Here is a 23,445-nt window from a genome sequence, read left to right on the forward strand (position 1 = left end):
TGTAACCCTTTTTTATTACAATCAGCAAAACCTAAATAATTAAAAAGTAATACTTTATTTTTAGCCTGCAAAAACGAGTCTATACAAACAGAGATGGCTATACATCATCAAACAATGCTGATTTAAGAAAATTCATTGAGTAGCAGAACCTACGAGTAAAGTGAACACCGCATTTATATTATGCTCGCCATCACCGAACATATCTTCGCCACAAGTAACTTGCTCTTGCAACTAAGAAGAAAGCACTGGTTGGTGCTTTCTACCTATTTTGTTTTGGTACTTGAAGGGCCTTAAGCGTAATTCGCCGACCACTGCTGCAAAATATTTTGATATGGTTTGATGAAATTCTCTTCAGTAAACTTCCCTTGTTCAATTGCTAAACGACTACGTTCTTCGCGGTCATATACAATTTGTGTCAGAGAGTGATCTTTATTCTTCAAGTTTGGCTTGTAACGTGCACCCGCCACGGCATTCGCATTATAAATTTCAGGACGATAAATTCTTTGAAAAGTCCCCATAGTACTAATTGTGCTGATCAACTCTAGGTTTGAGTAATCATTTAGTAGATCACCAAAGAAGTAAAATGCAAATGGTGCAACACTATTTGGTGGCATAAAATAACGTACCTGCAAGCCCATTCTCTTGAAGTATTGCTCAGTTAATGAAGACTCATTCGGTTGATACTCATAACCTAATACTGGGTGTTGATTTTCAGTTCTGTGGTACGTTTTGTTATCCGAGACACTTAGGCAAATAACCGGAAGTTTACTAAAATTACGCCTATATGTGTCTGAATTTACAAAGTACTTAAACAAATTTCCGTGCAACTCACCAAAATTATCCGGAATACTAAATTGCGGTTGGTCCTTGTTATGGTCTAACAGTAGTACACTGAAATCGTAGTCTCTGACATAAGAAGAGAAGTTATTTCCCACAATACCTTCGGTGCGCTCGCCTGTTTTATGATCAACAATGTACGTTTTTAGCACTTCAATTGACGGAAATGTTTCGCCACTACCGTCAATATCCATATCTACTGAGATAATTTCCAGCTCAACTGAATACCGATCACCTTGCGGGTTATCCCAATGTGCAAGTGCATTAAAACTGTTATCAATCATTTGCAATGCATTACGCAAGTTAGATTGACGACTTTCGCCTCTAGCTAGGTTTGCAAAGTTCGTCGTAATGCGCGTATTGTTTGACGGATGATAGTTCTCATCTAGACGAAGGTTCTTGATAGTAAATGTAAAATCTTTATTCATGATCTGGTATCCAAATGTTTTAGGTAACCCTAAATGTAATTCCTGCTCTGCTTAGGTTTATTTTCCTAGTTCAAGACCTGATTAACCTACTTGAGCAATTAGCACCAACTGACCGCCAAGAGTTTTAGACCTCTAGACGTCTACATCTTTCGATGAGTTAGTTATACTTGGATGGCTAAGTGATTAAAAATGTTATTATTTCAATTTAAACATGAAGAAAATTCATAATATTGAAAAATTGGGACTCGCAGCTAACCTGCTATCTTAGCGGTCAATTCACATAAGGAGTAAGGTAAGCCCATGAGCCAGTTTCTTTATCGCTTGCCCCACGATTCACCTATAACAAGAACCACATAAACCACTTTTTTTATTTGCCGGCTTTGTTTGGCATCTTATGTACATCTTGGCTTACCGCGCCCTTAAGTGCCAAGGCTACGAATTATTTATCTGTGTCTACCGTGAAAAAAATCTTCCCCGGATTATGAGTTGTGATAGCTACGAATATGATATTTGGCCGATAAATTCGCCATTACTGACACAGCAGAAAAGCCTTAACTTCTCATTGGGTTTTTTGGCTATGGTGTAAATCTTTGTACCAAGGGTTGGCCGTTACTAATAATACAGTCAAGCAGTACAGAGCTTAAAAAACACCTATAACCCACAAAAAAAATTTAAATAATTTTTATCTCATGAATTGCATTAGTATCTTGTTCGTACATCGCACATTATTCGTATATAAGTCATATAACGATAAAAATATAGCTGCGCCTAAATCGTAACTTAGCCAAATTTGGTTGCTCGTTCGAGCTCATTCTCGCTATTTTGGGGTGTTTTTTACCTTACAGAACTAAATTACTACCCTTTAGTAACAAATTGCACTAAGTGCAATGTAATAAAAATCAATATAAATCCCCGTCATTTAGCTGAAATATTCAATATCTATAAATAGGACTCCGAAATATATGGCTGTATCGGAACTCAGTATATAAAATCAAAACCGGCCACCTCACATTTAGGAAAGGCCACAAAGGTCTAGGCCGATCTTGTTATTTAAATTTAAAAGGAATATTTAAATGAATACAAAGTTACTATTCAGCGCGGCTATGATATCAGCGTTACTTACCTCTTCTTTTTCATTTGCTGAAGAATTGCAAAGTGCTGGAGATATGGAATATAAAATAGGCAACAAGGTATATAAAATCCCCTCAAACCAATCAGTTAATGTTGATAAAATAATCGAATTAATTGACTCAAATAACGATGTATCTGAATTCGGTGTAAACACATTCGAATTAGAAAGCGCACAAGTATCAAGCTCGTCATTTAACATTCAGTCAGGTAATTTGGTTGTTTTTAGTGGTTACAGCGCAACTGACGTCAACGCGTTTGACGCAACATTCAGATTTACTTGTCCGAGCAATATGTTTTTACAGCGTGTATCTAGCTACCATGCAAATTGGGCTGAAGACCGCCGCTTTAGCTTTGAATGCGCAAAGTTTAAAACGGCATCTGGTAGCAAAGTATACCGTGGCCGCGTAAGTTGGTCTGGCTATGCAAATGAATTCGATCATGCCGTTAATTATACTTGTCGTCATGGTGAGTTTTTAGTGGGTGTTTATGCTGAACACGAAAACTGGGCTGAAGATCGTAGATTCAAGTTTGCTTGTGCGGCGATGAACGAAGGTTCTGCATACGGTACTCAATTAGAGCCAGAACAATGTTTTGAAGATGGCCCTTCTTCACTAGACCGACCTTGGGATTTAGGTTCTTCTCGTGGCGCATTAGTTGGTATGAAGAGCGAGCATGTAAACTGGGCTGAAGACAGAAAAACGACTGTTACTTACTGTTTGAGTGCAAATAGCGGCTGGTAATAACCAGTTAATAAATACTTTCTTAACTGTTCAAGCCACGTTTTTATATTATATAAGAACATTAAAGGCGTGGCTTTTTAATTTATTAAATATTCAACATTAATAACCCTCAACTTACTTAAATTAATTGACCTTATAATAAAAGCCAATAACAAACAGTGTATTTACATATTTATTATGTATTTTTCAATCTTATAAAGTCCCAATGATTGTTAGGTTATAACTTGAATCCTGAAAACAGCTCTAGGGGCTATTTCAAAGCAACTTAACGACAGAATTCTTGCAATAGGAACTCAAAAAAATTACAAAATCGACAAGAATTTTAACAATACAATTTACAACACATTCTTTTTGTATGAAAATGCCTCAGAGTAAATTTTTAGCGACTTAGCACAACAACAATAACAAAGGTTCAAAATGAAAAAGGCAACGCTCATCGCATTAGCAACGCTTGTGGCATCTTCGGTATCGTCTTCAGTTGAAGCACGCACGACTACATACGTTTTGTGTTATAAGTCCGGTAAAGTCGCCTGGAGCGAAGAGCACTATAACCCACACTCTATTCAAACAGCCTATTATCGCTGTGTTGATGAAGGTGGTTTACCTAAAATTGTCTACTTTTAAGCGAAAAGTACCTTTTTACTTTTCATGTGTTTATTAGCTAACTTGTTATCTACCTACACAAAGCCATTGCGGTACAAAAAGCGATAAAGCCCTGCCGATTAAAATGGCCGATAACAGTTCACTGTTCGGTTAATATTGCTTTCTCGGCCATTACAAAGCCGGTAAATAATTCATGTCTTGCACGTTTGATTTCTGAGCTAGCTAGTGCTTGTTGGATAGCCGACACGTATTTCTCCTGCGTGTTGAGTGTCAGTGTTAAATATAAACCTTTACTTTCAAACCCCGCTTCATCAAACACATTTAAACGCTCTAGAATCGATATATCGTAACCTAGGTCTGCAAGCTTGCCTGAAACCGCGAAAGTCGTTCCCACAAAACGGTTCACACGACCCTTGATCAATGCCTGCAACGCTTGAGTTGAATTAATCACTTGCAACACGTTATCTTCTCGAAAATAAGAAATGACACTTTTCATCTTGTGAGAATTTCTTTCAATTGCAACGTTAACGACTCCGTTGGTTGGCTCTGCTCTCGACCTAATTTTCCACAAGTATTGTTGCCCTGTATAGACTGATGTTAGCCAGATAAAACGGTTGGCTCTTTGTGGAGTTTTGGACATCGATAAGATCATCACATTTGGCCTGTGTGCATCTATATTCATGATCCGAGCCCAGGGTTTGGCTGTAAACTTACCATTTAGGTTTGCCGCTTTTAAGAGTTTCTTAGCGAAAAAGTAAACGGGACCATATCCCGTACCACTCTCGTCAACCATTTGAAATGGAGGGTTGTGCTCAAATACAACTTCTAAAGCTGCAATATAATTTGAGTTAAATAGTAGTAAAGTACACACTAAAGCGTGCTTCATACTCAGCCTTAGTTGTTCATGTTTTTGATACGCAGGACGACTCGAGCCAATGGGCTATATCAAGGTTATACTTTTCCAGCCACTTTTTTGCAGCTTCTTGCTCTGAGTGCCCATCTACGATAACCAGTGCTGAAGCATCAGCTATCATGTTTTTTGAGAAGTTAAGCTTTCTTAGTAAATTGTATACACATGGGTAGGTACTTTGCAGACCTGTCCAGCCAGCTTTTCTCAACCAACCTTTTTGTGGATTTCCGCAATCATTGACTAAATTGCTATTTTGCCCCCAGCTTGCATCTACCTCGCAAGCTGGCGAGTATTTGGGAAATTGTACAAACTTCCCTGGCATGTAAAGATCCGTCCAGTTCGGTGTCCAGTTTATTATCAACACCGGCGTTTTATTCTCCCAAGCTTGCTCAAGTAGCTGCCATAATTCATTTTCATTATTGAGTCGCTCTATTGTGAAATGTAGTCCTAATGCGCGGATAAGGTCCGCATCCTGATAATCCCAGTCAATTGTATAAAAAACGCCTTTGGAAGAACCGGGTTTTCGCGCAAAAAGCGTTGCACATCGATTTAACGCCTGCCAGTCAGGTAAGCCCGGACACAATTCCTCGACATATTTTGGATACCACCACTCTTCTCGAACCACCACATCGTGGACACCCAAGTCTACTATATAGTTGTTTTCTATCATTCTATTGAATTGCCCAGACATCGACTGTTGCCAAATTTCTATTTGAAAGTGTACGAGCCCTTTTTTCATTGCGCCCCACTGATCGCTGGCTGGCATATCATGGTAAATAACGTTGTAGCCATACGTTTGAATCATGCTTCCAACCGCATAAGACAGCACACGCTGGCTTGTCCAGTTGTTCATTGGAATTGAAATTTCATTCTGTTTGTTATTTGCATGAGCACAACACAAAACAGCACACACTAAGAATAACCAGTTTGTAAATTTGACAACAAAGCGCATAAAAATAGATCTTCTCTATCAAACAACAAAAACTTATTAGTTTGACCTGTCCTTCTCCTTAATGACAAACAAACGAGTTCACTATCTCAAGTATAGATGTGATCACAACAATTAAAGCGTGCAATACAATTATTTTGGATAAACCCATCTAGACGTGGGGACTACCTTAGCCTTGCTAACTTTAATTGCTTTGCAATCTACCGGTAACAAAAAGGTGAAGTAAAAGTAAAATAAAATTGTCACAGATTGATAATAAGATTCAGGGTGAAATTCACCAAAATGAGAACAAGGAGGCGATATGAAACTTCACTTTAACAAAAAATCACTTAAACGCTTAGACAATGCCGACAACACACTAAAACGAGAACACACTCCACAAGTTGCGGGAGCTGGATACGTCTCATATTATGCATGCTGGACAGAGCAAAAGCAGTATTGTATGACTTGGGATGCTGGTTGCTATACACAGAACCGCTGCATTTAATAAACACCATTAAATAGAAGATAAGATGCAATCAAAAAGGTTGCCAGATACAAGGCAACCTTATATTGAAATAGCTTATAGTTGCGTGTCGCCCTTGTTATCAATCCAAAGAGGCAAAGTTCCGACTCCTTGCTTTACATATATCAACGACTATCTCCGGTGCAAAAGGCCAAGCAGTCTCGGGAACATAACCGTTGCTAAGTGCATAAGGCACGACTTCTGGCGTAATTGCACCATCAGCCACCAAAAGTGCCAAATATTCGGAAAAACTCAAAGTTGACTGAAACATACAAGGTTCAAACCATTTACTCCTACTAAGTTCAAAAAACTCATCAAATCCCATCGCAGCATTCGCATTTATAGATGACAAGGCAAGCAAACTAGATAATAAAATAATTGCAACTTTCATAATAACTCCTTTTTTATTACGTATTAACAGGTATAAGCTATTTCCTGATAGCTCATTAAATAGTCAGCTTTATCTACTAAGGCAAGTTTAAAGACAATATCACTCATAACAGGATCTTTATAAATGTGCATTATCAACAATAATAAGAAATTATAATAACTTGTCACAACAGCCGACAAAGCGAACATTTTTTAACACTGACCTCACAAACGATCAACAAAAACCAAATGAGAAATTATAATAGTTGCGATTTTAACCACAATATACTCTATAAAAATCGCCTTATAACGACGAGATATTTGATAAAAAAGCAACTGATTATATCGAATGAAAACAGACCATAAATAATGCTTTATTCTACCAATAAACCTATCTCTAAAATAAAGTCCACAACTTGACAAAGAGCTTCAACCCTCTTACTTTGTTACCATATTAGATACGCTAAATGTACTACGCCAGATAAAGGACATGGCTTCTTCTTTAGTACTCGCAGTCAATCGCGTGTTCAACCTGCCACAAAGAGAGCGGATAATATGGATATTTCAGGTTCTAAATTGAATGCAAATGTAAAACTACCTGCAAAAGCCTCTGTGCAAAAGCACACATACACACATCAAGCCGTTTCTCAAAACAACAACATTTCAATATCATCACTAGCGTTAAAGCTAAGAGACGCACAGCAAGCCATTGGTAAAACGCAGCTAAGCCAATTAGCTCAAAGTTGGAGACAGCTAAATAACCCGTCACGTCCACATATCAACCTGGAAGTTGTTGGGTCTTCAAAAAGGGAGTTTGAAAAGTTGCCTCAGCAACAACTGGAAATCATTGCGCTTGACCCAAGTGACACTTTTTCCGATTCGGAGAAACTAGCGGCTTATCAAATGTGGCATATGCATGATCAGAATGTTCAAACAAAATTTAGGAGAGGTGCCGTTAAAATGGACAGTGATATAGATGCAAAAGCACAGTTTAAACAGTCGCTAGATACCCATTACGAGGGGTTTTCTCCACTTGGAAAATTAATGGTTTCAAACCAATACAAAGAACAAGCACTATCACAGTTTGCATCTAACATAACTCACCTTGAGCGTGACACTACGGTAAGTCCAGCCCAGTCAAACAAGTATTATGCACTCATGGTGGAAGATTTATTTGGTGAACATGAACCAGATGTTCACAGCAAAGTCGATGGTATGTCTTTATCTAACTTGAATACACACCCGTACGAATTTTTAACACAAGGCGATAGAAATTTATTGTCTGAAATGTATCAATATGGCGAGGAAAATAATGTAGATTTAAAATATATTCGCCAGTTTGCCAGCGATCTGGGGAATTATAGAAAACATGATGATGGAAAGCGCCTGAGCAATTTTAATCAGGGCCATTTCGATGAACATGGCCACCAGCTGACCGTGCAGTTTATACAGAAAGATCAAGCAACAATCACTGACTTACTTGCAGGTGACGCACTCTCTGCTTCACCAATTGATAAAGGGTTTATTTCATTCATCACAGAGCCCGGTACAAGTGCGTTGTCCCACCAAGGCAGTTTTCAGTTTTTACAACATATGGTAGAAGTAACCGCAAAAACTGATACAAGTATACCAGCAAGTGAATTCAGCAAATTTCAGAGTCCTACTCATGTAGGTGAACGCTATATCATGACGAAGTCTGACTCTGTAGTTATCAAACCTGAGCCAGATGTAGTTTGTAAAAATGGTCACTGTGAAGTGACAGATAAAGGCCGTGAGAATGGTGTTACTTTAGAGCAAAGCAGTCAAGATTTTGAATTTGGCACTGCCCTAAACGCCACTTCAATTGATGCCCTGTTACAGCAAAGAATAAACGCCGAGACCCAACAAAACACTTGGTATAAATGGTTGGCAAATCAATAGGAAGTAGGCTTCATTCTAAAAGTATTACTCTATTGCAACTAAATTGGCTAAACAAACGGGTAAACAGACACACAATTTCTTCCCTTATCCTTAGAGTCATATAAAGCTGAGTCCGCTTGGTCAAATAAATCCGTTAGATTTTGACTAGGGTTAGTCAGCTGAGTGACTCCAAAGCTTGCCGTACAATTGATACAAACACTGCCGTAACAAATGGGTTCTGCTTCTATTTTTTCCCGTATAGAATTCAACTTATCAATAGCTGATGACAGCTCCGTACCTTGTAAAATCAGTGCAAATTCCTCGCCTCCATATCGGCCTATGATATCGCTTTGTCGTGTGTTATTGGCTAATAGCTTCGCGACTATTTGAAGTGCAGCATCTCCATGACTGTGTCCATAGTTGTCATTCACCTTTTTGAAATGGTCGATATCCATTAATGCGACACAAAATGGTAATTTATGCCGTTTAACGCCACAAAGTGCTCTATCTCCCTCGATGAAAAGCTTGGTTCGATTAGAGAGCCCTGTCAGTCCATCTATCGTCGCCATTCTTTTGAGCTTTTTCTCAAATTTATAGCGGTCATTATCAAATGTAATGGCGATCAAGATTAACACCAGCATTGCAAGTAATTCGTACAGGATCTGTAATACACCTTTATGGGTATCTTTTAGCGTTATTAGCTGTTGGATCGGCTGGTGGTATTCGATAAAGAAATAACAGCTACAACAAAGCACTGACAGCAATATTTTTGTGCTTCTTCTACTTCCTTCAAGTAGTAGCCAAGGCAAGGGTAATAGGGTTAAAAAGGTATTTTGAACACCGACTTCATTTCCAACAACCCCATAAGCTTGGACAAAAATAAAGCTGATAACACTGAGAAATAACATTAATCCAGCGGCGTAATGGTACTTATAATATTGCAATATTAGCGCTAAGCAGCAGGCAGTCACTAACAGCATGTTCATTAATACTGCAGTTAAGGATTGATAGAAAAAAACAAAAATACAGGCATCGAGTAAAACGATAGAGCAAGACAAAAGTGCGAACGTATTACACACACGTATTTTGTGTGCATTGTAGTCATCGCCATCGCAACCAATGTTGATAACCCTCTTAAACACAGACTTAAGACGTTTATACATAAAGAAATTTACCAAAGCCGGACATGCTTAGTATAGGTGAATATAACCAAGTTGAGCATATTTGATACAGGAAATTTACCTAACTACTCCTAAAATAAGTAAATTCATAGCCTTGCTTAATACACAACAAACTCTGAAATAAAGTGTAATAGTTTGTTGAACAATGCGATCTAAGATCTGGCTTATGCCTAGGTATCGAGAGGACTTCGAAACGTAGGGGCTTTCTACTCGAAATAAGGCATTTAGTAATCTTTTTATATGTTACAAGACAAAATTATAGAGGATAGTCAGATGAACAAAACATTTTCAGTAATTTCGATATTAGCGATTTTGCTCGCCAGTTGCCCATTCAACTCGTTTGCTCAAAACTCATATTCTTTTAAAGTAAATATTAATTGGCAAGATAGTATAACGGTTGAAGATGCCAATTTGGTACCAACCGGTATAACGGAAGGCACATTTAGTTTTAGCGATCTTCTGGCCAATGCTTACAATTACAATGTCCACTCAATGCAAGAGTCCGCTAATTTTGATGAAGTAAGCTTTACCCTTCAATTACCAACAGGGTTTGAGTCTTTGGGATGCAACGTGTTGTTTGTCGACAACTCGCCCTCCCCTCTAGCTATATTCAAAAGAGGAAATAGATTGTCAATGTCCTTTATCCAAGGTTACAGCGCATTTCACGGTAGCTACAAACTAATATGCTTCTGATAGTAAAAGGGGCTTAGCTTATAAAGTCCCCTTTAAAAACTTGTCAAAAATCTATTCTTTACAAAACCGACTATGTTCGCCTTTAGTTATACTCAATCATCATCCCGATAACGCTTACCATGTAAGTAAATTGAACAAATAAGTAGCAATACTAAAAAGAATGACATGCTACCACCGCCACCGCCCGAGTCACTGCCAGTAGTGGTGTTACTATTGGTATTACTAATATTATTGACCGTCACACTAACTTCTCGACTTTGAGCTAAATGGCCATCTGAAACTTCAACCATAAACTCTAACAATACTTGTTGTTCGACATTGGGGGCTGTAAATGTAGCCGTTACAGTATTGCCATTGTTCAATGATACAGTAGTACCTGATGTTTGAGTCCAAACAAACAACAATGTATCGCCATCAGGATCGCTTGAACCTGATGCACTTAGAGTAACCAACTCGCCTTCATTGACTGTTATATTGGACTCAGCGACCTCAACCAGTGGTGCATTGTTTGGTATCGCTTCGATTCTGAGCACTTTACCAGTAGACCCTTGTGGGGTACCTGTTTCATTCGTCAAAACCAGCACATCGCCACTGTTAAGTTTAACAAATCCAAGTAGCTTTTCGCCTTCAAAGCCTGTTTCGATAGGTATTTCTGCAATCAGATCTGAAGTTGATGTATAAAATAGCCTACCTTTATCTGCATCTGGAGAACGATAGTCACCGAATAAGAATTTTCCTTTTAATACTTCAATATTACCTTCGTATACAGCTCCGCAAATCACCGCGATCCCTTCATCGCTGTCATATTGCCAATTTGGATCAACAAGCTCTGATGGCAAGCTTGCAAGGTTAGGGTCAAACACAAATCCGCTGTCACTTCCATTATTATTGAAGGCAAACGACCCTTCCTTTAAAGGCCAGCCCAAATTTTCTCCGCCAGTCACCAAAGTGATTTCTTCAATCTTATTTTGACCGACATCACATACATATACTTGATTATCATGCGCGACAATACGGTAGGGGTTTCTCACCCCAACCACCCATATTTCGTCCAAAACACCATTACTTTCAATGAATGGATTGTTCGCTGGAATACCATATTTGCCATTTACGGCGTTATTACCTAGTGGATCTATCCGCAATAACTTACCAAGCGGTGTTTGAGTATCTTGACCATTTCCATCGTCACTGTGCCCATTCCCTTGGTCATCAGCTCCACCGCCATCTCCTAATGAAATCAATAACATGCTGTCACTATCAAATATTAGAGTACCACCATTATGATTACTTTGAGGTTGTGCAATGCGCATTATCTCAGTCGCGGAATCACTATTTATATTAACACCCTCATCAGGGTCCAATGTGGCCTGCCAACTATTGATCACCGTATGATGATCTACGCTACCAGAGAAAGAAAAATCAACGCTGCCCGAAGCGGGCTCTGACGTATAGGTATACAGCAGTCCATTGTTGTTAAAGTTTGGATGAAATGAGACTCCTAAAAAGCCGCGCTCATCAAAATTAGGGTTAATGTCTACTAGCCTATCTGTCACGGTTAATACTTGACTCAACTGATTGGTACTGAGGTTTAAACTATATAAAATTCCAATTTGATCAACGATATATACGAAATTATCTTGTCCATTTATCGTTGCACCGGTCACCGGTGAAGTCAGGGTGCCCGATACCAATGGAATTAGATTGGCCTTCAACGCCCCTTCTTCAATCATAGCGGGAATGGGATCTGTGATGGGGGTAGGTTCGGTGCTTTGCTCTGCCATTGCCGTGTATTCAAAATCTTCCATAGCCGCTAAATCGTTCGCGTTGTTAGTAAACTCAACTTTGGCAATGCCACTATCGCGACGCAACGATACTTGGCTCCAATCGCTGCTGTTTACCTCGACTCTTAATAGCTCATTGTTATTTGCATCTAACAGCCTAACAAACGCGTTTCCCGTCGATTGCCCACGAATGTAAAATAGTAATTCGACAGCTGGCGTGCCAAACGATATCGTTGCCGTCGTATTACGTACCATAAATGCCCGACTACCACTTCGATATAATGAGGAAATCCCTGCGATCCTCACTTCGCCACCGCTGAACGTAACTGTTTTGGGCTGAGTGCCTAAAGTAAAGGTTCCTGAGGTTTGGTCAGTTGGGAAAGTGGTTGAGACATCCGCTGCATATAGCTTGGGCACAAGCAACACCCAGCAACAGAACATAAATCTGATCAGACTATACATGACATGATACCTTTACTATGAGGTGTGATAAGTAGACCAAAATATAGTCAATTTAATTTCGATTTATAGAACAATTTTTGTCTTTTATTTTCTGACTGGAATGCTCTTCTTTCACCAGAAAAAATAGACCTTATCGTCAACGTTTTAGAGCTTAGGTTATTGCCTTTGGAAAGTAACCAAGGTTTATAAAATAGCTTGCCAACTAGCTGCATTTATTTTTGTTAGATCATTGTCTCAGCATACCGATAAACATTATGTTAAATATTGCCAATAGACATGCTCATCATTCTTACATACAGAGTAACTGAGACTATTTAGACGAGGCTTTTAACTCGGCTTAAAAAAGCTTTATATATCTTCGTTTCATAATACACCCCCAGCGAATCAGGCTCTTATGAAGCCCGTACACCAAAAAGCCGCAACATTAATATAACCCTCGTTAAGATCCAGCCTCCATTTATTTGCGGTAAGTCATCCAAACTGTATTTTTAGCCACCTCTTTGATTGTTAAATAGAAAATAAACTTGAAAAAAAAATGTTATTTTAGGAGTATGAGCTTTACATTGAATTCACCATTGGTAATGAGATGAAAGGATTTCTTAGTGATACCCCAGTTTCAAGTTTAGAAAATTGGCCTGAATTGCAAAGCTTCGCCAGTTACCTTGCAGAAAATCTAAATAAACTCGACAACTTTGAGCAAGGCCATCAGAATACAGAGCTCATCAATACAGCGCCTATTTTACTTAGTGGTGACTGGGGCTCAGGCAAAACCAGTTTATTAATGTGCTTGAAAAAAGAGCTAAACGATAAAAACGTTGTGTGGCTTGACGCATGGCGTTACGAAGCTGAAAGCAGCTTAATGACTGCACTGCTGCACTGTATTTGGCAAAGCCAACCAGAGCCAAATAATGCGAAGCAGCAAGCCTTAAATGCATTTAAAGCTGTACTTAAAACCGCAGCATCTTTGGGTGTCAGGGGGATGCTTGGTGCTATTGGTATTAAAGGTAATTTGACTGATATTCAAAAAGATTTCGACACAATTAGTCAGGTTGAAACACAGCCCCCTGTTAAAACTCAAACTGATCTGCTTACCGAACAGTTTGAAGAGTTGATTAATACCCTCTGGGAAGATAATAAGCCGATTATCATCATAGATGATTTAGACAGGTGTTCCCCTGAAAGCGCTGTTGAACTGCTAGATCAAATACGGCTATTGGTAAGTAGTCATACACATACAGGGTGTCGTTTTGTGGTGGCGATGGACAAGGTCACCTTGCAACAAGCTATCAGAAGCAAATTTTCATCGCTTTCAAGCTATGATAGCCAAAGGTACTTAGAGAAACTCTTTCCAATCATGTTGCAAATTCCGCGATTCTCTTTGGCTAATCATAATACATTGTATCAAGAGCTACTGAGTCAAGGCGGATATCACGATGATCAAGACAACACTGATAGCGGACTGCGATTTGATGAAAAGTGGAAAGACGTTTTTTCAACGCCTTGTTTTGCAAACTTAAGGCTTATAAAACGCTGTTTAAACACCTATCAGTGGCTTATGTCTAATGAGCCGGAAAGCCAAACCCCACCCTTTGACACAGCACTGCTTATGGAATGGCTTGCCGCCATCAACCGCTGGCCAACTCTCAGAGACTATTTGCATGCCAAGTCTAACGTTTTTTGGGAGCAAGTGGAAAACGCACTACAACACGACAGTGTCCGCTCGGAAAATCAAGACGCAACAGTAGATGAACTATTAGAGCAGCCCTATATTCGCGAGTTTTTTAACGAAAGCCCAACCAAAGGCGGTGCCAGATACGAATACAGGCTTCAAACTCGAATTCAAGATTATAAAGTTCTCGATGAATTCATCAGCAGTAAAGGGGTTTAAATGCTAGAAAGTAATAGACATGACGTATGGGCTTTGCTCAGCCCTGATAAACTAGAAGATACATTAAGCCAGCTCACTGACAGTCTATGCTACAAACTAGGCGCTGACCATTGGCGTATTTTTGGCATTGATTTTTCTAACAAAAATGGGCCCTACGTCAAACTAAAATGCGCAGCGAAAGAGAAACTAGATACACAGAAACTCGAGCGCTATCTGTGCGATGAAGAAGAACCTCACTTAACCAACCATTTAGTCGAACACCAAAAGTGGGTCATTGCCGAGCGCGCAAAGAACAGTGACTACTGGCGCTGCACTATAGGTGGCCTAGCAAATGACCCAGTAGAAGTATCGGGATATGGCGACCCGGAATCGTTCCCTAGCACACGCATTGAGTGTGGTGAGCTAAACAATAAAGACAAATGCAGACTATTTTGGCCTCTTCATAACTTAGAGCAAAAGTTAATCGGCTTTATTTGTTTTTATATTGGCGAAGACAATGTGAAAGACAGGTTTTTGCTCTGTGACATAGCCAAATATCAAAGTGATTTTGCGCACATCAATATTGCCTACGAACACTCTCGGGCACTTAAACGTAAAGATGTTGCAGAAAATGCATATAAGGATCTCATTGGCTTACCCAGTGTAAAAAAAACATTCTTTGAAACGCTCTCACTACTACTCGGGCATGTTGGTGAGTTCATCCAAGCATATTCACTAAACTTAATGGAGTACGACGCTGATAAGAAGCGTTTATATACCATAAGCCATTGGAGTTGTGACGGTTCAACACAGCAGCATACCTCCGATATTTATATTGATTCAATCGAGCAAGAAGAGATACAAAACCTCATGCTAGAAGACTTGGGTATCTCTCAAAATGAACAATCTGAACTGCTACTACGCGCCTGTTTTAAAATGTGGGAGCCTGAACACAATGATGTCAGCAAATACATCAAAAACAGTTCACTTTGGTTGGCTGTGTTTGATAAAGCCTATCAACCTCACTTTAATGCATTACACAGATGGCGCGGTTCCGCTGCAAGGGAAAAATCTCAGACCTTTATACAGGCATCGGGTAAACGATTTTATGAGTACTTCAAAGATTACCAAAGTTATTGCGTACAAAAGTTCAGCAGCGAGTTACATGATTTTGCACAGAACCAAGAGCAAGACCTCGAATCTTTGCACTCAAGGACCCTAGATCAACTCTGCAAGTATACCGGTGCAGAAGCGGCATTGCTCTACGAGCCAGTCAAATCAGGTAAAGTAACACAAGCGCGCTGTCAAAGTGGAAATGACATACTTAATTTGATCGATTTTGGTGTTGCGCAAGGTTCTACATCGGCTTATTTAATCAATAAATGTGAAGCCTGTCTTATCCCAAAAACAGACGAAGATGCTGGTCGCTGTCTCGATAAAAGCAAATTAGATAGTCTTAGTCATGAGCTCGGTTGGAAGCAAATTCGTTCTTGGTTATATCACCCCTTATTTTTTGAACCAAAGATCAAATCTACTCAAAGTGATGTTGCTTTGATTGGTATGATAAAACTCCTTACTCAAAACAGAGTTATTGGGTTATTTCAACAGCAGCTGGCCGACAAGCTGCTTGCAGCCACGGCTATACAATGGTGTGAATTTCAGCAGCACCATTTGTTTGCAAAGTTGCCAGAGGTTATGGATGAGTTAATGCAGCTCTCTGGGCAGGACCTCAACAACTGCCTTATCGCGCGAACAAAACACTTAGTCGATACCTATATCCGACGTGACTGTCACGTTGAGCTTATGGTAAATAATGAAATGGGCCAACTTATATTGTCTGGAGCGTCCAAACAGACCCAGCAAATGACATCTGTCGATTACATAAAAACCGTTAAATACTTGGAAAGAATATTCCCCAGCAACAAAAACTATTTTCTCATTAAACCTAAAAAGAATGCTTTTCAAAGAGCAAATGGCAAATTAATCGCACTGGGTATGCACAGTATGGTCACTCGTATCGCTATCCATGGTAGCCAGCTTGTTCGCGGCTTTTTAGTAGTCACATCACACAATCGTGCTTTTACACAATGGGAAGCGGAGCAAGTATACCGAATAGTCAGAGAGCTATCGCAGGTGATTTACCACGAAGCAATGCGAATTCAATGGCGATCTGATATGGGTGTTTTTCGTCATGCTATTTTGGCCCCATCACAGGGGCTGGTGTCCAGAGCAAAAGGGTTTGCTCATTTGATCCTCAAGCATGCCCCCGATGACAAAGCCATTAAAAAACAGCTTAGGTTATTAAAAAGGGACGAGTTTCTAGTTAAAAGTTGGCAAAAATTTCAAAGAGTATTGATGGATCAACAGATAGAACTCGATAGAAAAGAGACAGATCTCAGGGAATGTTTTGAGCGCTGGATAGACAGATACCGAGACTGGGCAGCAGAAAAAGGCGCTGCGATTGAATTTGAATATACCGCACCGGATCAATTTACTTTTGATGAATTAAGTTTGGACATTGCCATCGGCAACTTACTGGATAACGCAGTTAAGTACACCCTTGAAAATCATAATATTTTTGTTCGGGTCTCGACGATTAAATATAAGTTAGTCATAGAGATCAGTAACGTAAGTCATGCCTTAAGTGACTACCAATTAAAGCAGGTTATGCGTTTTGGCGAGCGAGATAATATGCACAGAAACATCAGCGGACAAGGAATTGGTTTGCCATTGGCAACATCGCTTATTAACGCACACCCTGACGGTCAACTCACCCTAAAAAGCACACCATTGAGAAGCGATAACAATAAGGCGGTAATAACTGCCCAAGCCACTTTTTTACATTATTGGCGCGGATAAAAATTTAAGGAGAAAACAATGCGACTACTGTGGATTGATGATGAAAAGGAAAACTTTTTCTTTGAAACCATGTTGCTAGAAGAAGAAGGTTTTACTCTTGATTGGGCAACGACCATACCGGAAGCTGCTAACTTGCTTAATCAACATTATTACGATGGTATTTTACTTGATCAGCAAATCAAAGATAAAAGCCAGCCTATAGATTCTGATTTAGTGGTTTGGATGGGGACTTTATTTATTTGCTGGCTAAAGAATCAGCGAGTACATTTGGATCAGCAATTGCTGGAATTACTCGAAAAGCTCAAAGCTTGTCCTAAGCCAAAAGAATCCAATACAACCGCCCCCATACTTATTATCTCTGGTTTTTACGACGGTGACGTTCAAAAAACAATTAACCAGCTTTGTGACGGGAGAATAAAGCGCACAACTAAGCCCCTTGAAGAAGCGGAACTATTAAATTTCACTCGTAGCCTAGAAATCGGTAAGCACCATGACTGAGCAGATAATTAAAACAGACGATATAAAAGCAAAGTTGACTAAGGCGTTAAACAATAATTTTTTGCAAAATTACACAAGCTCTGATATTGAGTCGCAGCTTGCTAGAGTGCTATGTTTTGTGATACCTGAGCAGGTCATAAGTGCAACCGTCGCTTTCTCTATGCCTGGACTCAGCAATAAGAGTATTCCATATATAACCAAAAAAGTAGAACAGCTTTACCCCAATAAACACCAGCTGGAAACAAGCATAGATAAAATTTTTGAATATTTCGCAAAGTCAAACCAACTAGCCAACAATGCGTCTAAGAGTGACGCTTCCACGCATATGTTAGGGAGCGCTCAGTCGATCTATTTTAAATGGTATGTCACTGAATCTATCGTTGACAGCAAATTATCTGTACTTAATTGTATACTCACTTCTGATCCTAGTAATCAGTCACCGCGATTGACAGCCTGTTGGCAACTTCAAATTTATGACGAAAACAACGCCGTAGAGATAGCCAACCAGTTAAAAGATAAGTTAAATACAGATATTGAGATAACCTATCTTATTTGGCGAGCTTATAAAGCTCGAAAGTGGCCCGAAATGGCACCAGCAATACGGACTTATACACTTTCGAAATACAACTCGTCTGTGCCTTGGCCTATAACAAAATTTAAAAGCCTCAACAAAAAGCTTAAAGTTTGGGCGGATATGGACTTCCCAGTAGAATATTGGGCGGACATTAGCATTCCTATTTTATTAACCGTTTGGCGGCAACTTTTACTGGAACGCTTTTTTACCAAAGGTGCTGATATTTGTTTAAAAGAGCACCGCGATACTCTCAAACAAACAGTCGACCTTATCAGCTCTGTCAGCACTGAGGAACACGACGGAAAAAAGCTCAAACGATATAAAAACCTGGTAGGTTTATTTGCTGCCTTTTTTACTAACCATGAAGACGAGAATGAAAACAAGCACCTTGACTCCAAACTGCAAAATGTAGACAAACATATAAAGCCTCTAGCCATGTGGCTGCAAGTGCGACTCGGAAAAAGAGATGTATCTAGCACTCAAACGCTCTTAGCAACGACTTACGACGGTTTAAACATCTACTTGAAACATCTGGGATTGCTTCAAGCTCGCGAAAAAACGCCGTTAAAACGGGGTTATCTCATGCTCTGGCTAGTATTTCAGGTGTTAGAGAAAATAAAGGATAAAAAAGATTATCAGTTTATAGAGCCCGAGAAATGTGCCTTGGCATTTGTTATTACTGAGTCAGCTAGAACCATTTTTTCTGACGGTTATCGATTTAGAAGCTTCCCAGTTGACCTTGCAATGAGTATGTTACGGCTTATAAAAATGCACTGTCGTGAAAACTTAGAATTGTATTTACCCATTTCTCTATTTAGAACGCTCGAAAATAGCTTACACGCCAGTCAATCGTCAGAAACACTCAACTTTGCGCTGCAACACTGCCAACACATTATTGACGTATACATCTTTGGTCAATATATGCTGTCTAACAAGGGGAAAATTGCAGATAACCTTCAAAAAACATTCGCAATCTCGGCCCTGTTCCATGATTTAGGGATGCTTGAAAACGTTGACAGTAGCACTGAAATGAACTGGCAAAAAGTCCATGATGAATTTGCTCAAATTGGGTTAATTGAATCAAGGGAACTTGAGTCTCTCTCTCACTTTGAAACGCTACCATTACAAAAACAAGGTATTTCAAGCGCCTATATATTGATTGAACATGTGCATGACCACAATCAAATCCAATCCGATGAACGCAAAAAGCTCGTGATTAGAGATCTGATCAAACCGGCTGCCAGAGCGATTCTATTTCACAACATGAGTTACCTGCCAGACCGTTATACCAGAGATTCTGAAAAAACAGCCATGATGCTGCTACTTTGTGATTTGGTATTACCATGGCACCCATCTTCAACATTAATTGAGAACCCCAAAGCGATTCAAGCCGAAGGTCTTCTTTGCCATTTTCATAGTACCGCCAACACTTTAAATGGTGATTTGGCAACTGAGTATCAATATGAAAATACGCATTGGATAAAATTGACTGCAACAGAAAATTTACCAACACTACTGCAAGTTCTTCGCCTGATCCAATCAGGGGGAAAACTACATTTAGAAAACATAACTGATAAATATAAAAATAGTCCCCAGCTTTTATTTAAAGTGCCAAATAGAAAGCAATTACTGCATTCTATGCAAATGCTCAGTGACAGCTTTTACCATCAAATGAACGTCAATATCAGAGATTGGATAGGTCAACAAAAGTCCTTTTGGTCGGACTTACATACCAACCACTGCAGTGAAACAACAACCCCCTATAGCAACGATAAAATCGTTGAAGGAGAGCTTAGCCCTTCGGAATCTCTATATAGAATGATCCAAGACGGGCAAGTTCATGAAAGTGAGTTGTCGCAACTAATTTGGATTGAAACCGGCACCGCGCCGCTTGGTTATTTTGATGTGATGGCATATGCAGCGCTACCTGAAGTAAAAGCGTTTTTAAAACGTTATCGGCCTTTTTAAAATCTTCAAACCATAAATTAAAAAGCCCCGATGTGTATTTTCGGGGCTTTTTAATTTAAAACTGCATTGTGCTAATCGATTTCAATGTTAATCAATCAATTGAATTCTCACTGAATCACTGCGTGGGTGGCAATCCCACTTCGCATTACGCTCACCACCAGACAGCTTTGCATCCCACTCAAGACCGCACTCGCGACCGTAGGCGATAGCTGAAATCTTGGTCTCATTTTCATTGGGCTGGAGTGTCACTGTGAGATAGTCTCCACTTGTTCCTTCGTCAAACTTTGCATTTCGTTCATTCGATACACTATCTGCATCCCACTCTAGTGCACCTTTACCACCTTGAGCAACCAAATAGCCTGACACTTTTTTTACCGACCCTGATGTTGTGACTTTATTCACTTGAAATGTCAACGGATCAGCTCGCCCAGCGCAATCCCACTTCGCGTTGCGCTCGCGGCTTCTTAATGTTGCATCCCACTCTAGGCCACAAGTTTGTCCGTTTGCAACCGCCGTGATTATGACTTGATAATCCTGACCTTCTGTCACTGAAGAGTTCGAATTTAAATAACGCGTCGGCGCATTGTTCAAAATTTTGTTGATTTCTGTACCGCTGCCGCCATTGTACAGCGCACGCACTTCATCCAGTGTCAGCGCACGTCCCCAAACTGCAAAATCATCCAAATCCGCCTTCAAATTATATTTGTAAGTACCAGCTCCATCTTGTCCTATATTCCAATCGAGGGAAGAACTAATGTCGCCTACATCTTCAATGCTGCCTGATATAATATTTAGTTGCCCAGTCGGGCTCCCTGCGTACAAGGTTGCGCTGCCATCACGGTCAAACGTGGCTACCAATAACCACCAACCATTGAAGGTATAGTCAATGGGATCAATATCTTTTCGATCAGCCGACGTTGAAGCGATATTTATCCCTACATCATCACCATTCCCTTCGTTGGCAAGTAACAATGTGCCTCGATTACTGCCACTATCCCAATTCTTATTACCGACGATCACTGGATCACCTTGCTGATCTCCACTAACTCGATACCAAGTCATCAAGGTAAAATCGCGTGCAGATGCAAAGTCCATTTCAACTGGGCTGCCTAAAGACAAGTACTCTTGCGAGCCATTAATGGCCACGAATTGGCCAAACTTGCCGCCCGAATTAATTTCAGGGCTGCCACCGCCCACTTTTGCATGAATATGATTCCCTGATTTATCCTCATAGTTGCCATCAAACGGTAAATATGTAATTAAGTCGGTCTCAATGTTCTCAGGTGCTTGTGCTTGCACGCTGTGACCCCTAACCTCGCCATCCATATTGCTTGGCACTGACAGACCATGATGCGCAAGCACAGTTGGAGCGGCATCATAGTTTTTCGGTATTCCGCTCAGGTAGCCTTGCTTTGCGGTTTTTGATGCCACTAAAAATGGGATTGTGTAATTGTCTGCTGCATGAATACCGTGGGAAGATCCTCGGCCACCGTGATCTGAAGTCATGACAATCTGCCAATCTTCTTCTGCAAAATTTGGGCGAGCTTTTATAGCATCCAACAAAATCCCTATTTGACGATCAACATCTGCAATCTCGTCCACGTAGCCTGTATCCGATGCAGTAAAACAACATGCGTGCCCAGCCCCGTCTACATCGTCTAAAAATAGGAAAATGGAATCTGGTCTAGTGCCTTTAGGCCAGTTGTTAGACTCATAGGTACCATTGATTATTTTCAAAGCATTATTGACGTTTCCAGCGTCATTGGAGTCAATTTTTAGATCCGCTTCGTTTGCTATTTGCATATCTGTAGACCAGGTAACTAAATAAGCAGTATTGAGGCTGGCACTGTGGCGTTCTAACAGGCTTTGATAATGTGGATATTGTGCATATCTGCCCGTATGGACGTCAGAATTACCGGTAACACCACTTTTTTTAGCTGTCACGCCGGTCATGATACCAACGTGGTTGGGGCCACTATTTGGCGCAGCGTCTTTCATGGTTTGCGCATAAAATGCGAAAGCACCTTGATAGCCCTCAGCCCACGTACCGGCAATTAACTTGTCTAGGTTTGGTGTACTTGCGTTTTCTATACCATCACCCCGGAGTCCATCAATGGCTATTAATAATGAGTGAGAACTCGCCAACACCTGTCCACTGAGCATTGCCCCAAATAGCCCTACACATAAATTTGCTACGGTTTTCTTGGCGCCTATCACGCCCCTACCGCATTTGTCTTTTATCGTCATTGTAAATTTCCTTTCTAATAAAGACCCAGTCTGGTCTAGTCCAGAATCTACGTGAAATGTATTGCAAAATCGTTATTTGGAAATGACAGTGGGATGAATTAGTAAAACTCGCAGGGTAGTTAGTACTATATACTTTCGATGCTTTCTGAAGAAATTTGAAGAGCACACATGCTTGGATGACGGTGCTATAAAAATGCGGCCTGATGTTTTCCATTTAAAGCCTTCGACTCTTGTATTTAAGTTGCCATAAAATGGTTAAATAAAGGTCTTGATTAAAATATCCCGATAATTTTAATTATTTTACGTGACTATAACGGTAATGCACCTATAATCAGGACAAATTTATAAGTAAGGACTAAAATGAAAAAGCTACTTTTACCTCTATTATTAGCATCAGGCTTTAGCTATGCAGGTATGAACACTCCGGGTACAACGACTGCTGCTGTGCCGGTAAACCTACATATTGTCAACAGTAACGGAGATACGTATGTTCAGTTACCAGCAACAGGTTGTTCTACCTCTGTTTACTACTTGAGTCCATCACATAAGAAATATGATGCAATTTTCTCAGTGCTACTTACTGCACAAACCACAGGAAAAAAGGTCAGAGTAAAATTCGACAAATGTGTAAATAGTACAAGCAATCCATTTGGTAATATAGTTGGTGTTTACCTTAATGATTAATCACTAGGGTAAAATCTAAACGCATCAAATTATGATTTCTAAATTCCAATAAAAATTTGAGTTTAGAAATCTCCCTTAGTCACGAAAACAAAGCCTATGTGGCGGTTAGAAAGTGAAAAACGAGTGATAGTTGAACCTTTTTTAGATGGGGTTAGCGACTTAAATACAAAGATTTAATGTCAATTCACTACTTAAAAACACAGTGTATGGTCCACCTACTTGAGTGACAATAAGACAACTCATCGAGAAATCAAGTAATA

17 protein-coding genes and 1 pseudogene are annotated in these 23,445 nt (G+C 39.9%); 11 read left to right on the top strand and 7 right to left on the bottom strand.

The features are described from left to right. Positions 1-290: 290 nt before the first annotated feature. Entirely contained in the window at positions 291-1,265 is a 975-nt protein-coding gene (locus J8M00_RS09285) for a DUF1852 domain-containing protein (RefSeq protein ID WP_211009986.1), read from the bottom strand. 362 nt (positions 1,266-1,627) lie between these two features. Between J8M00_RS09285 and J8M00_RS28240 the strand changes: the two are divergent. From J8M00_RS28240 to J8M00_RS09295, 3 genes and pseudogenes are all read left to right on the top strand, one after another. Then, a pseudogene (locus J8M00_RS28240) lies at positions 1,628-1,750 on the top strand (sulfite exporter TauE/SafE family protein); the annotation flags it as partial. A 588-nt stretch (positions 1,751-2,338) separates the two neighbouring features. Beyond that, the gene (locus tag J8M00_RS09290) at positions 2,339-3,136 is read left to right on the top strand and encodes a dermatopontin-like protein (RefSeq protein WP_211009987.1); all 798 of its coding nucleotides are present in this window, start codon (positions 2,339-2,341) and stop codon (positions 3,134-3,136) included. Positions 3,137-3,553: 417 nt separating this feature from the next. Then, positions 3,554-3,760: a hypothetical protein gene (locus tag J8M00_RS09295; RefSeq protein WP_211009988.1), complete on the top strand. Its 207-nt coding sequence runs from the start codon at positions 3,554-3,556 to the stop codon at positions 3,758-3,760. A gap of 118 nt (positions 3,761-3,878) precedes the next feature. Here the strand turns inward: J8M00_RS09295 and J8M00_RS09300 are convergent, their stop codons facing one another. After that, positions 3,879-4,625, bottom strand: coding sequence for a substrate-binding periplasmic protein (locus J8M00_RS09300; protein WP_211009989.1), 747 nt, complete (start codon positions 4,623-4,625; stop codon positions 3,879-3,881). Between the two features lie 16 nt (positions 4,626-4,641). After that, positions 4,642-5,601 carry an ABC transporter substrate-binding protein gene (locus J8M00_RS09305; protein WP_211009990.1) on the bottom strand — a complete coding sequence of 320 codons (960 nt, stop codon included), beginning with the start codon at positions 5,599-5,601 and terminating at the stop codon, positions 4,642-4,644. Positions 5,602-5,899: 298 nt separating this feature from the next. Between J8M00_RS09305 and J8M00_RS09310 the strand changes: the two genes are divergently transcribed. After that, positions 5,900-6,085: a hypothetical protein gene (locus J8M00_RS09310; protein WP_211009991.1), complete on the top strand. Its 186-nt coding sequence runs from the start codon at positions 5,900-5,902 to the stop codon at positions 6,083-6,085. A 100-nt stretch (positions 6,086-6,185) separates the two neighbouring features. Here J8M00_RS09310 and J8M00_RS09315 read toward each other — a convergent pair whose 3' ends face one another. Beyond that, positions 6,186-6,494: a hypothetical protein gene (locus J8M00_RS09315; protein ID WP_023397514.1), complete on the bottom strand. Its 309-nt coding sequence runs from the start codon at positions 6,492-6,494 to the stop codon at positions 6,186-6,188. Between the two features lie 533 nt (positions 6,495-7,027). Between J8M00_RS09315 and J8M00_RS09320 the strand changes: the two genes are divergently transcribed. Beyond that, complete coding sequence (locus tag J8M00_RS09320) at positions 7,028-8,392, top strand: hypothetical protein (RefSeq protein ID WP_211009992.1); 1,365 nt, start codon at positions 7,028-7,030, stop codon at positions 8,390-8,392. A 47-nt stretch (positions 8,393-8,439) separates the two neighbouring features. Here the strand turns inward: J8M00_RS09320 and J8M00_RS09325 are convergent, their stop codons facing one another. Continuing rightward, positions 8,440-9,534, bottom strand: a complete 1,095-nt coding sequence (locus J8M00_RS09325; RefSeq protein WP_211009993.1) for a GGDEF domain-containing protein — start codon at positions 9,532-9,534, stop codon at positions 8,440-8,442. A 291-nt stretch (positions 9,535-9,825) separates the two neighbouring features. Between J8M00_RS09325 and J8M00_RS09330 the strand changes: the two genes are divergently transcribed. Beyond that, on the top strand, positions 9,826-10,245 hold the full coding sequence (locus tag J8M00_RS09330; protein WP_211009994.1) for a hypothetical protein: 420 nt from the start codon (positions 9,826-9,828) through the stop codon (positions 10,243-10,245). A 92-nt stretch (positions 10,246-10,337) separates the two neighbouring features. Here the strand turns inward: J8M00_RS09330 and J8M00_RS09335 are convergent, their stop codons facing one another. After that, on the bottom strand, positions 10,338-12,488 hold the full coding sequence (locus J8M00_RS09335) for a PQQ-dependent sugar dehydrogenase (RefSeq protein ID WP_211009995.1): 2,151 nt from the start codon (positions 12,486-12,488) through the stop codon (positions 10,338-10,340). Between the two features lie 586 nt (positions 12,489-13,074). On the opposite strand from J8M00_RS09335, the gene J8M00_RS09340 reads away from it, so the two are divergent. The 4 genes from J8M00_RS09340 to J8M00_RS09355 are packed head-to-tail and all read left to right on the top strand — an operon-like array spanning position 13,075 to position 20,254. Continuing rightward, positions 13,075-14,376, top strand: coding sequence for a KAP family P-loop NTPase fold protein (locus J8M00_RS09340; RefSeq protein ID WP_211009996.1), 1,302 nt, complete (start codon positions 13,075-13,077; stop codon positions 14,374-14,376). Beyond that, a complete protein-coding gene (locus J8M00_RS09345) occupies positions 14,377-17,214 on the top strand; it encodes a sensor histidine kinase (protein ID WP_211009997.1) in 2,838 nt (945 codons plus the stop codon). Between the two features lie 18 nt (positions 17,215-17,232). Continuing rightward, entirely contained in the window at positions 17,233-17,712 is a 480-nt protein-coding gene (locus J8M00_RS09350) for a hypothetical protein (RefSeq protein ID WP_211009998.1), read from the top strand. Then, positions 17,705-20,254 carry a hypothetical protein gene (locus J8M00_RS09355; protein ID WP_211009999.1) on the top strand — a complete coding sequence of 850 codons (2,550 nt, stop codon included), beginning with the start codon at positions 17,705-17,707 and terminating at the stop codon, positions 20,252-20,254. Before J8M00_RS09350 ends, J8M00_RS09355 begins: the two co-directional genes overlap by 8 nt. A gap of 87 nt (positions 20,255-20,341) precedes the next feature. On the opposite strand, the gene J8M00_RS09360 is transcribed toward J8M00_RS09355, so the two are convergent. Then, a complete protein-coding gene (locus J8M00_RS09360) occupies positions 20,342-22,501 on the bottom strand; it encodes an alkaline phosphatase family protein (RefSeq protein WP_211010000.1) in 2,160 nt (719 codons plus the stop codon). Between the two features lie 360 nt (positions 22,502-22,861). Between J8M00_RS09360 and J8M00_RS09365 the strand changes: the two genes are divergently transcribed. Then, on the top strand, positions 22,862-23,185 hold the full coding sequence (locus J8M00_RS09365; RefSeq protein ID WP_211010001.1) for a hypothetical protein: 324 nt from the start codon (positions 22,862-22,864) through the stop codon (positions 23,183-23,185). Positions 23,186-23,445 lie beyond the last annotated feature (260 nt).

It is taken from the genome of Pseudoalteromonas luteoviolacea, assembly GCF_018100925.1.
GTDB classification, from domain to species: Bacteria; Pseudomonadota; Gammaproteobacteria; order Enterobacterales; family Alteromonadaceae; genus Pseudoalteromonas; species Pseudoalteromonas obscura.

Excerpts from the sequence above, each read along its gene's own strand:
- J8M00_RS09285 (WP_211009986.1), bottom strand. The coding sequence starts at position 1,265 with ATGAATAAAGATTTTACATTTACTATCAAGAACCTTCGTCTAGATGAG.
- J8M00_RS09290 (WP_211009987.1), top strand. The coding sequence starts at position 2,339 with ATGAATACAAAGTTACTATTCAGCGCGGCTATGATATCAGCGTTACTT.
- J8M00_RS09295 (WP_211009988.1), top strand. The coding sequence starts at position 3,554 with ATGAAAAAGGCAACGCTCATCGCATTAGCAACGCTTGTGGCATCTTCG.
- J8M00_RS09300 (WP_211009989.1), bottom strand. The coding sequence starts at position 4,625 with ATGAAGCACGCTTTAGTGTGTACTTTACTACTATTTAACTCAAATTAT.
- J8M00_RS09305 (WP_211009990.1), bottom strand. The coding sequence starts at position 5,601 with ATGCGCTTTGTTGTCAAATTTACAAACTGGTTATTCTTAGTGTGTGCT.
- J8M00_RS09310 (WP_211009991.1), top strand. The coding sequence starts at position 5,900 with ATGAAACTTCACTTTAACAAAAAATCACTTAAACGCTTAGACAATGCC.
- J8M00_RS09315 (WP_023397514.1), bottom strand. The coding sequence starts at position 6,494 with ATGAAAGTTGCAATTATTTTATTATCTAGTTTGCTTGCCTTGTCATCT.
- J8M00_RS09320 (WP_211009992.1), top strand. The coding sequence starts at position 7,028 with ATGGATATTTCAGGTTCTAAATTGAATGCAAATGTAAAACTACCTGCA.
- J8M00_RS09325 (WP_211009993.1), bottom strand. The coding sequence starts at position 9,534 with ATGTATAAACGTCTTAAGTCTGTGTTTAAGAGGGTTATCAACATTGGT.
- J8M00_RS09330 (WP_211009994.1), top strand. The coding sequence starts at position 9,826 with ATGAACAAAACATTTTCAGTAATTTCGATATTAGCGATTTTGCTCGCC.
- J8M00_RS09335 (WP_211009995.1), bottom strand. The coding sequence starts at position 12,488 with ATGTATAGTCTGATCAGATTTATGTTCTGTTGCTGGGTGTTGCTTGTG.
- J8M00_RS09340 (WP_211009996.1), top strand. The coding sequence starts at position 13,075 with ATGAAAGGATTTCTTAGTGATACCCCAGTTTCAAGTTTAGAAAATTGG.
- J8M00_RS09345 (WP_211009997.1), top strand. The coding sequence starts at position 14,377 with ATGCTAGAAAGTAATAGACATGACGTATGGGCTTTGCTCAGCCCTGAT.
- J8M00_RS09350 (WP_211009998.1), top strand. The coding sequence starts at position 17,233 with ATGCGACTACTGTGGATTGATGATGAAAAGGAAAACTTTTTCTTTGAA.
- J8M00_RS09355 (WP_211009999.1), top strand. The coding sequence starts at position 17,705 with ATGACTGAGCAGATAATTAAAACAGACGATATAAAAGCAAAGTTGACT.
- J8M00_RS09360 (WP_211010000.1), bottom strand. The coding sequence starts at position 22,501 with ATGACGATAAAAGACAAATGCGGTAGGGGCGTGATAGGCGCCAAGAAA.
- J8M00_RS09365 (WP_211010001.1), top strand. The coding sequence starts at position 22,862 with ATGAAAAAGCTACTTTTACCTCTATTATTAGCATCAGGCTTTAGCTAT.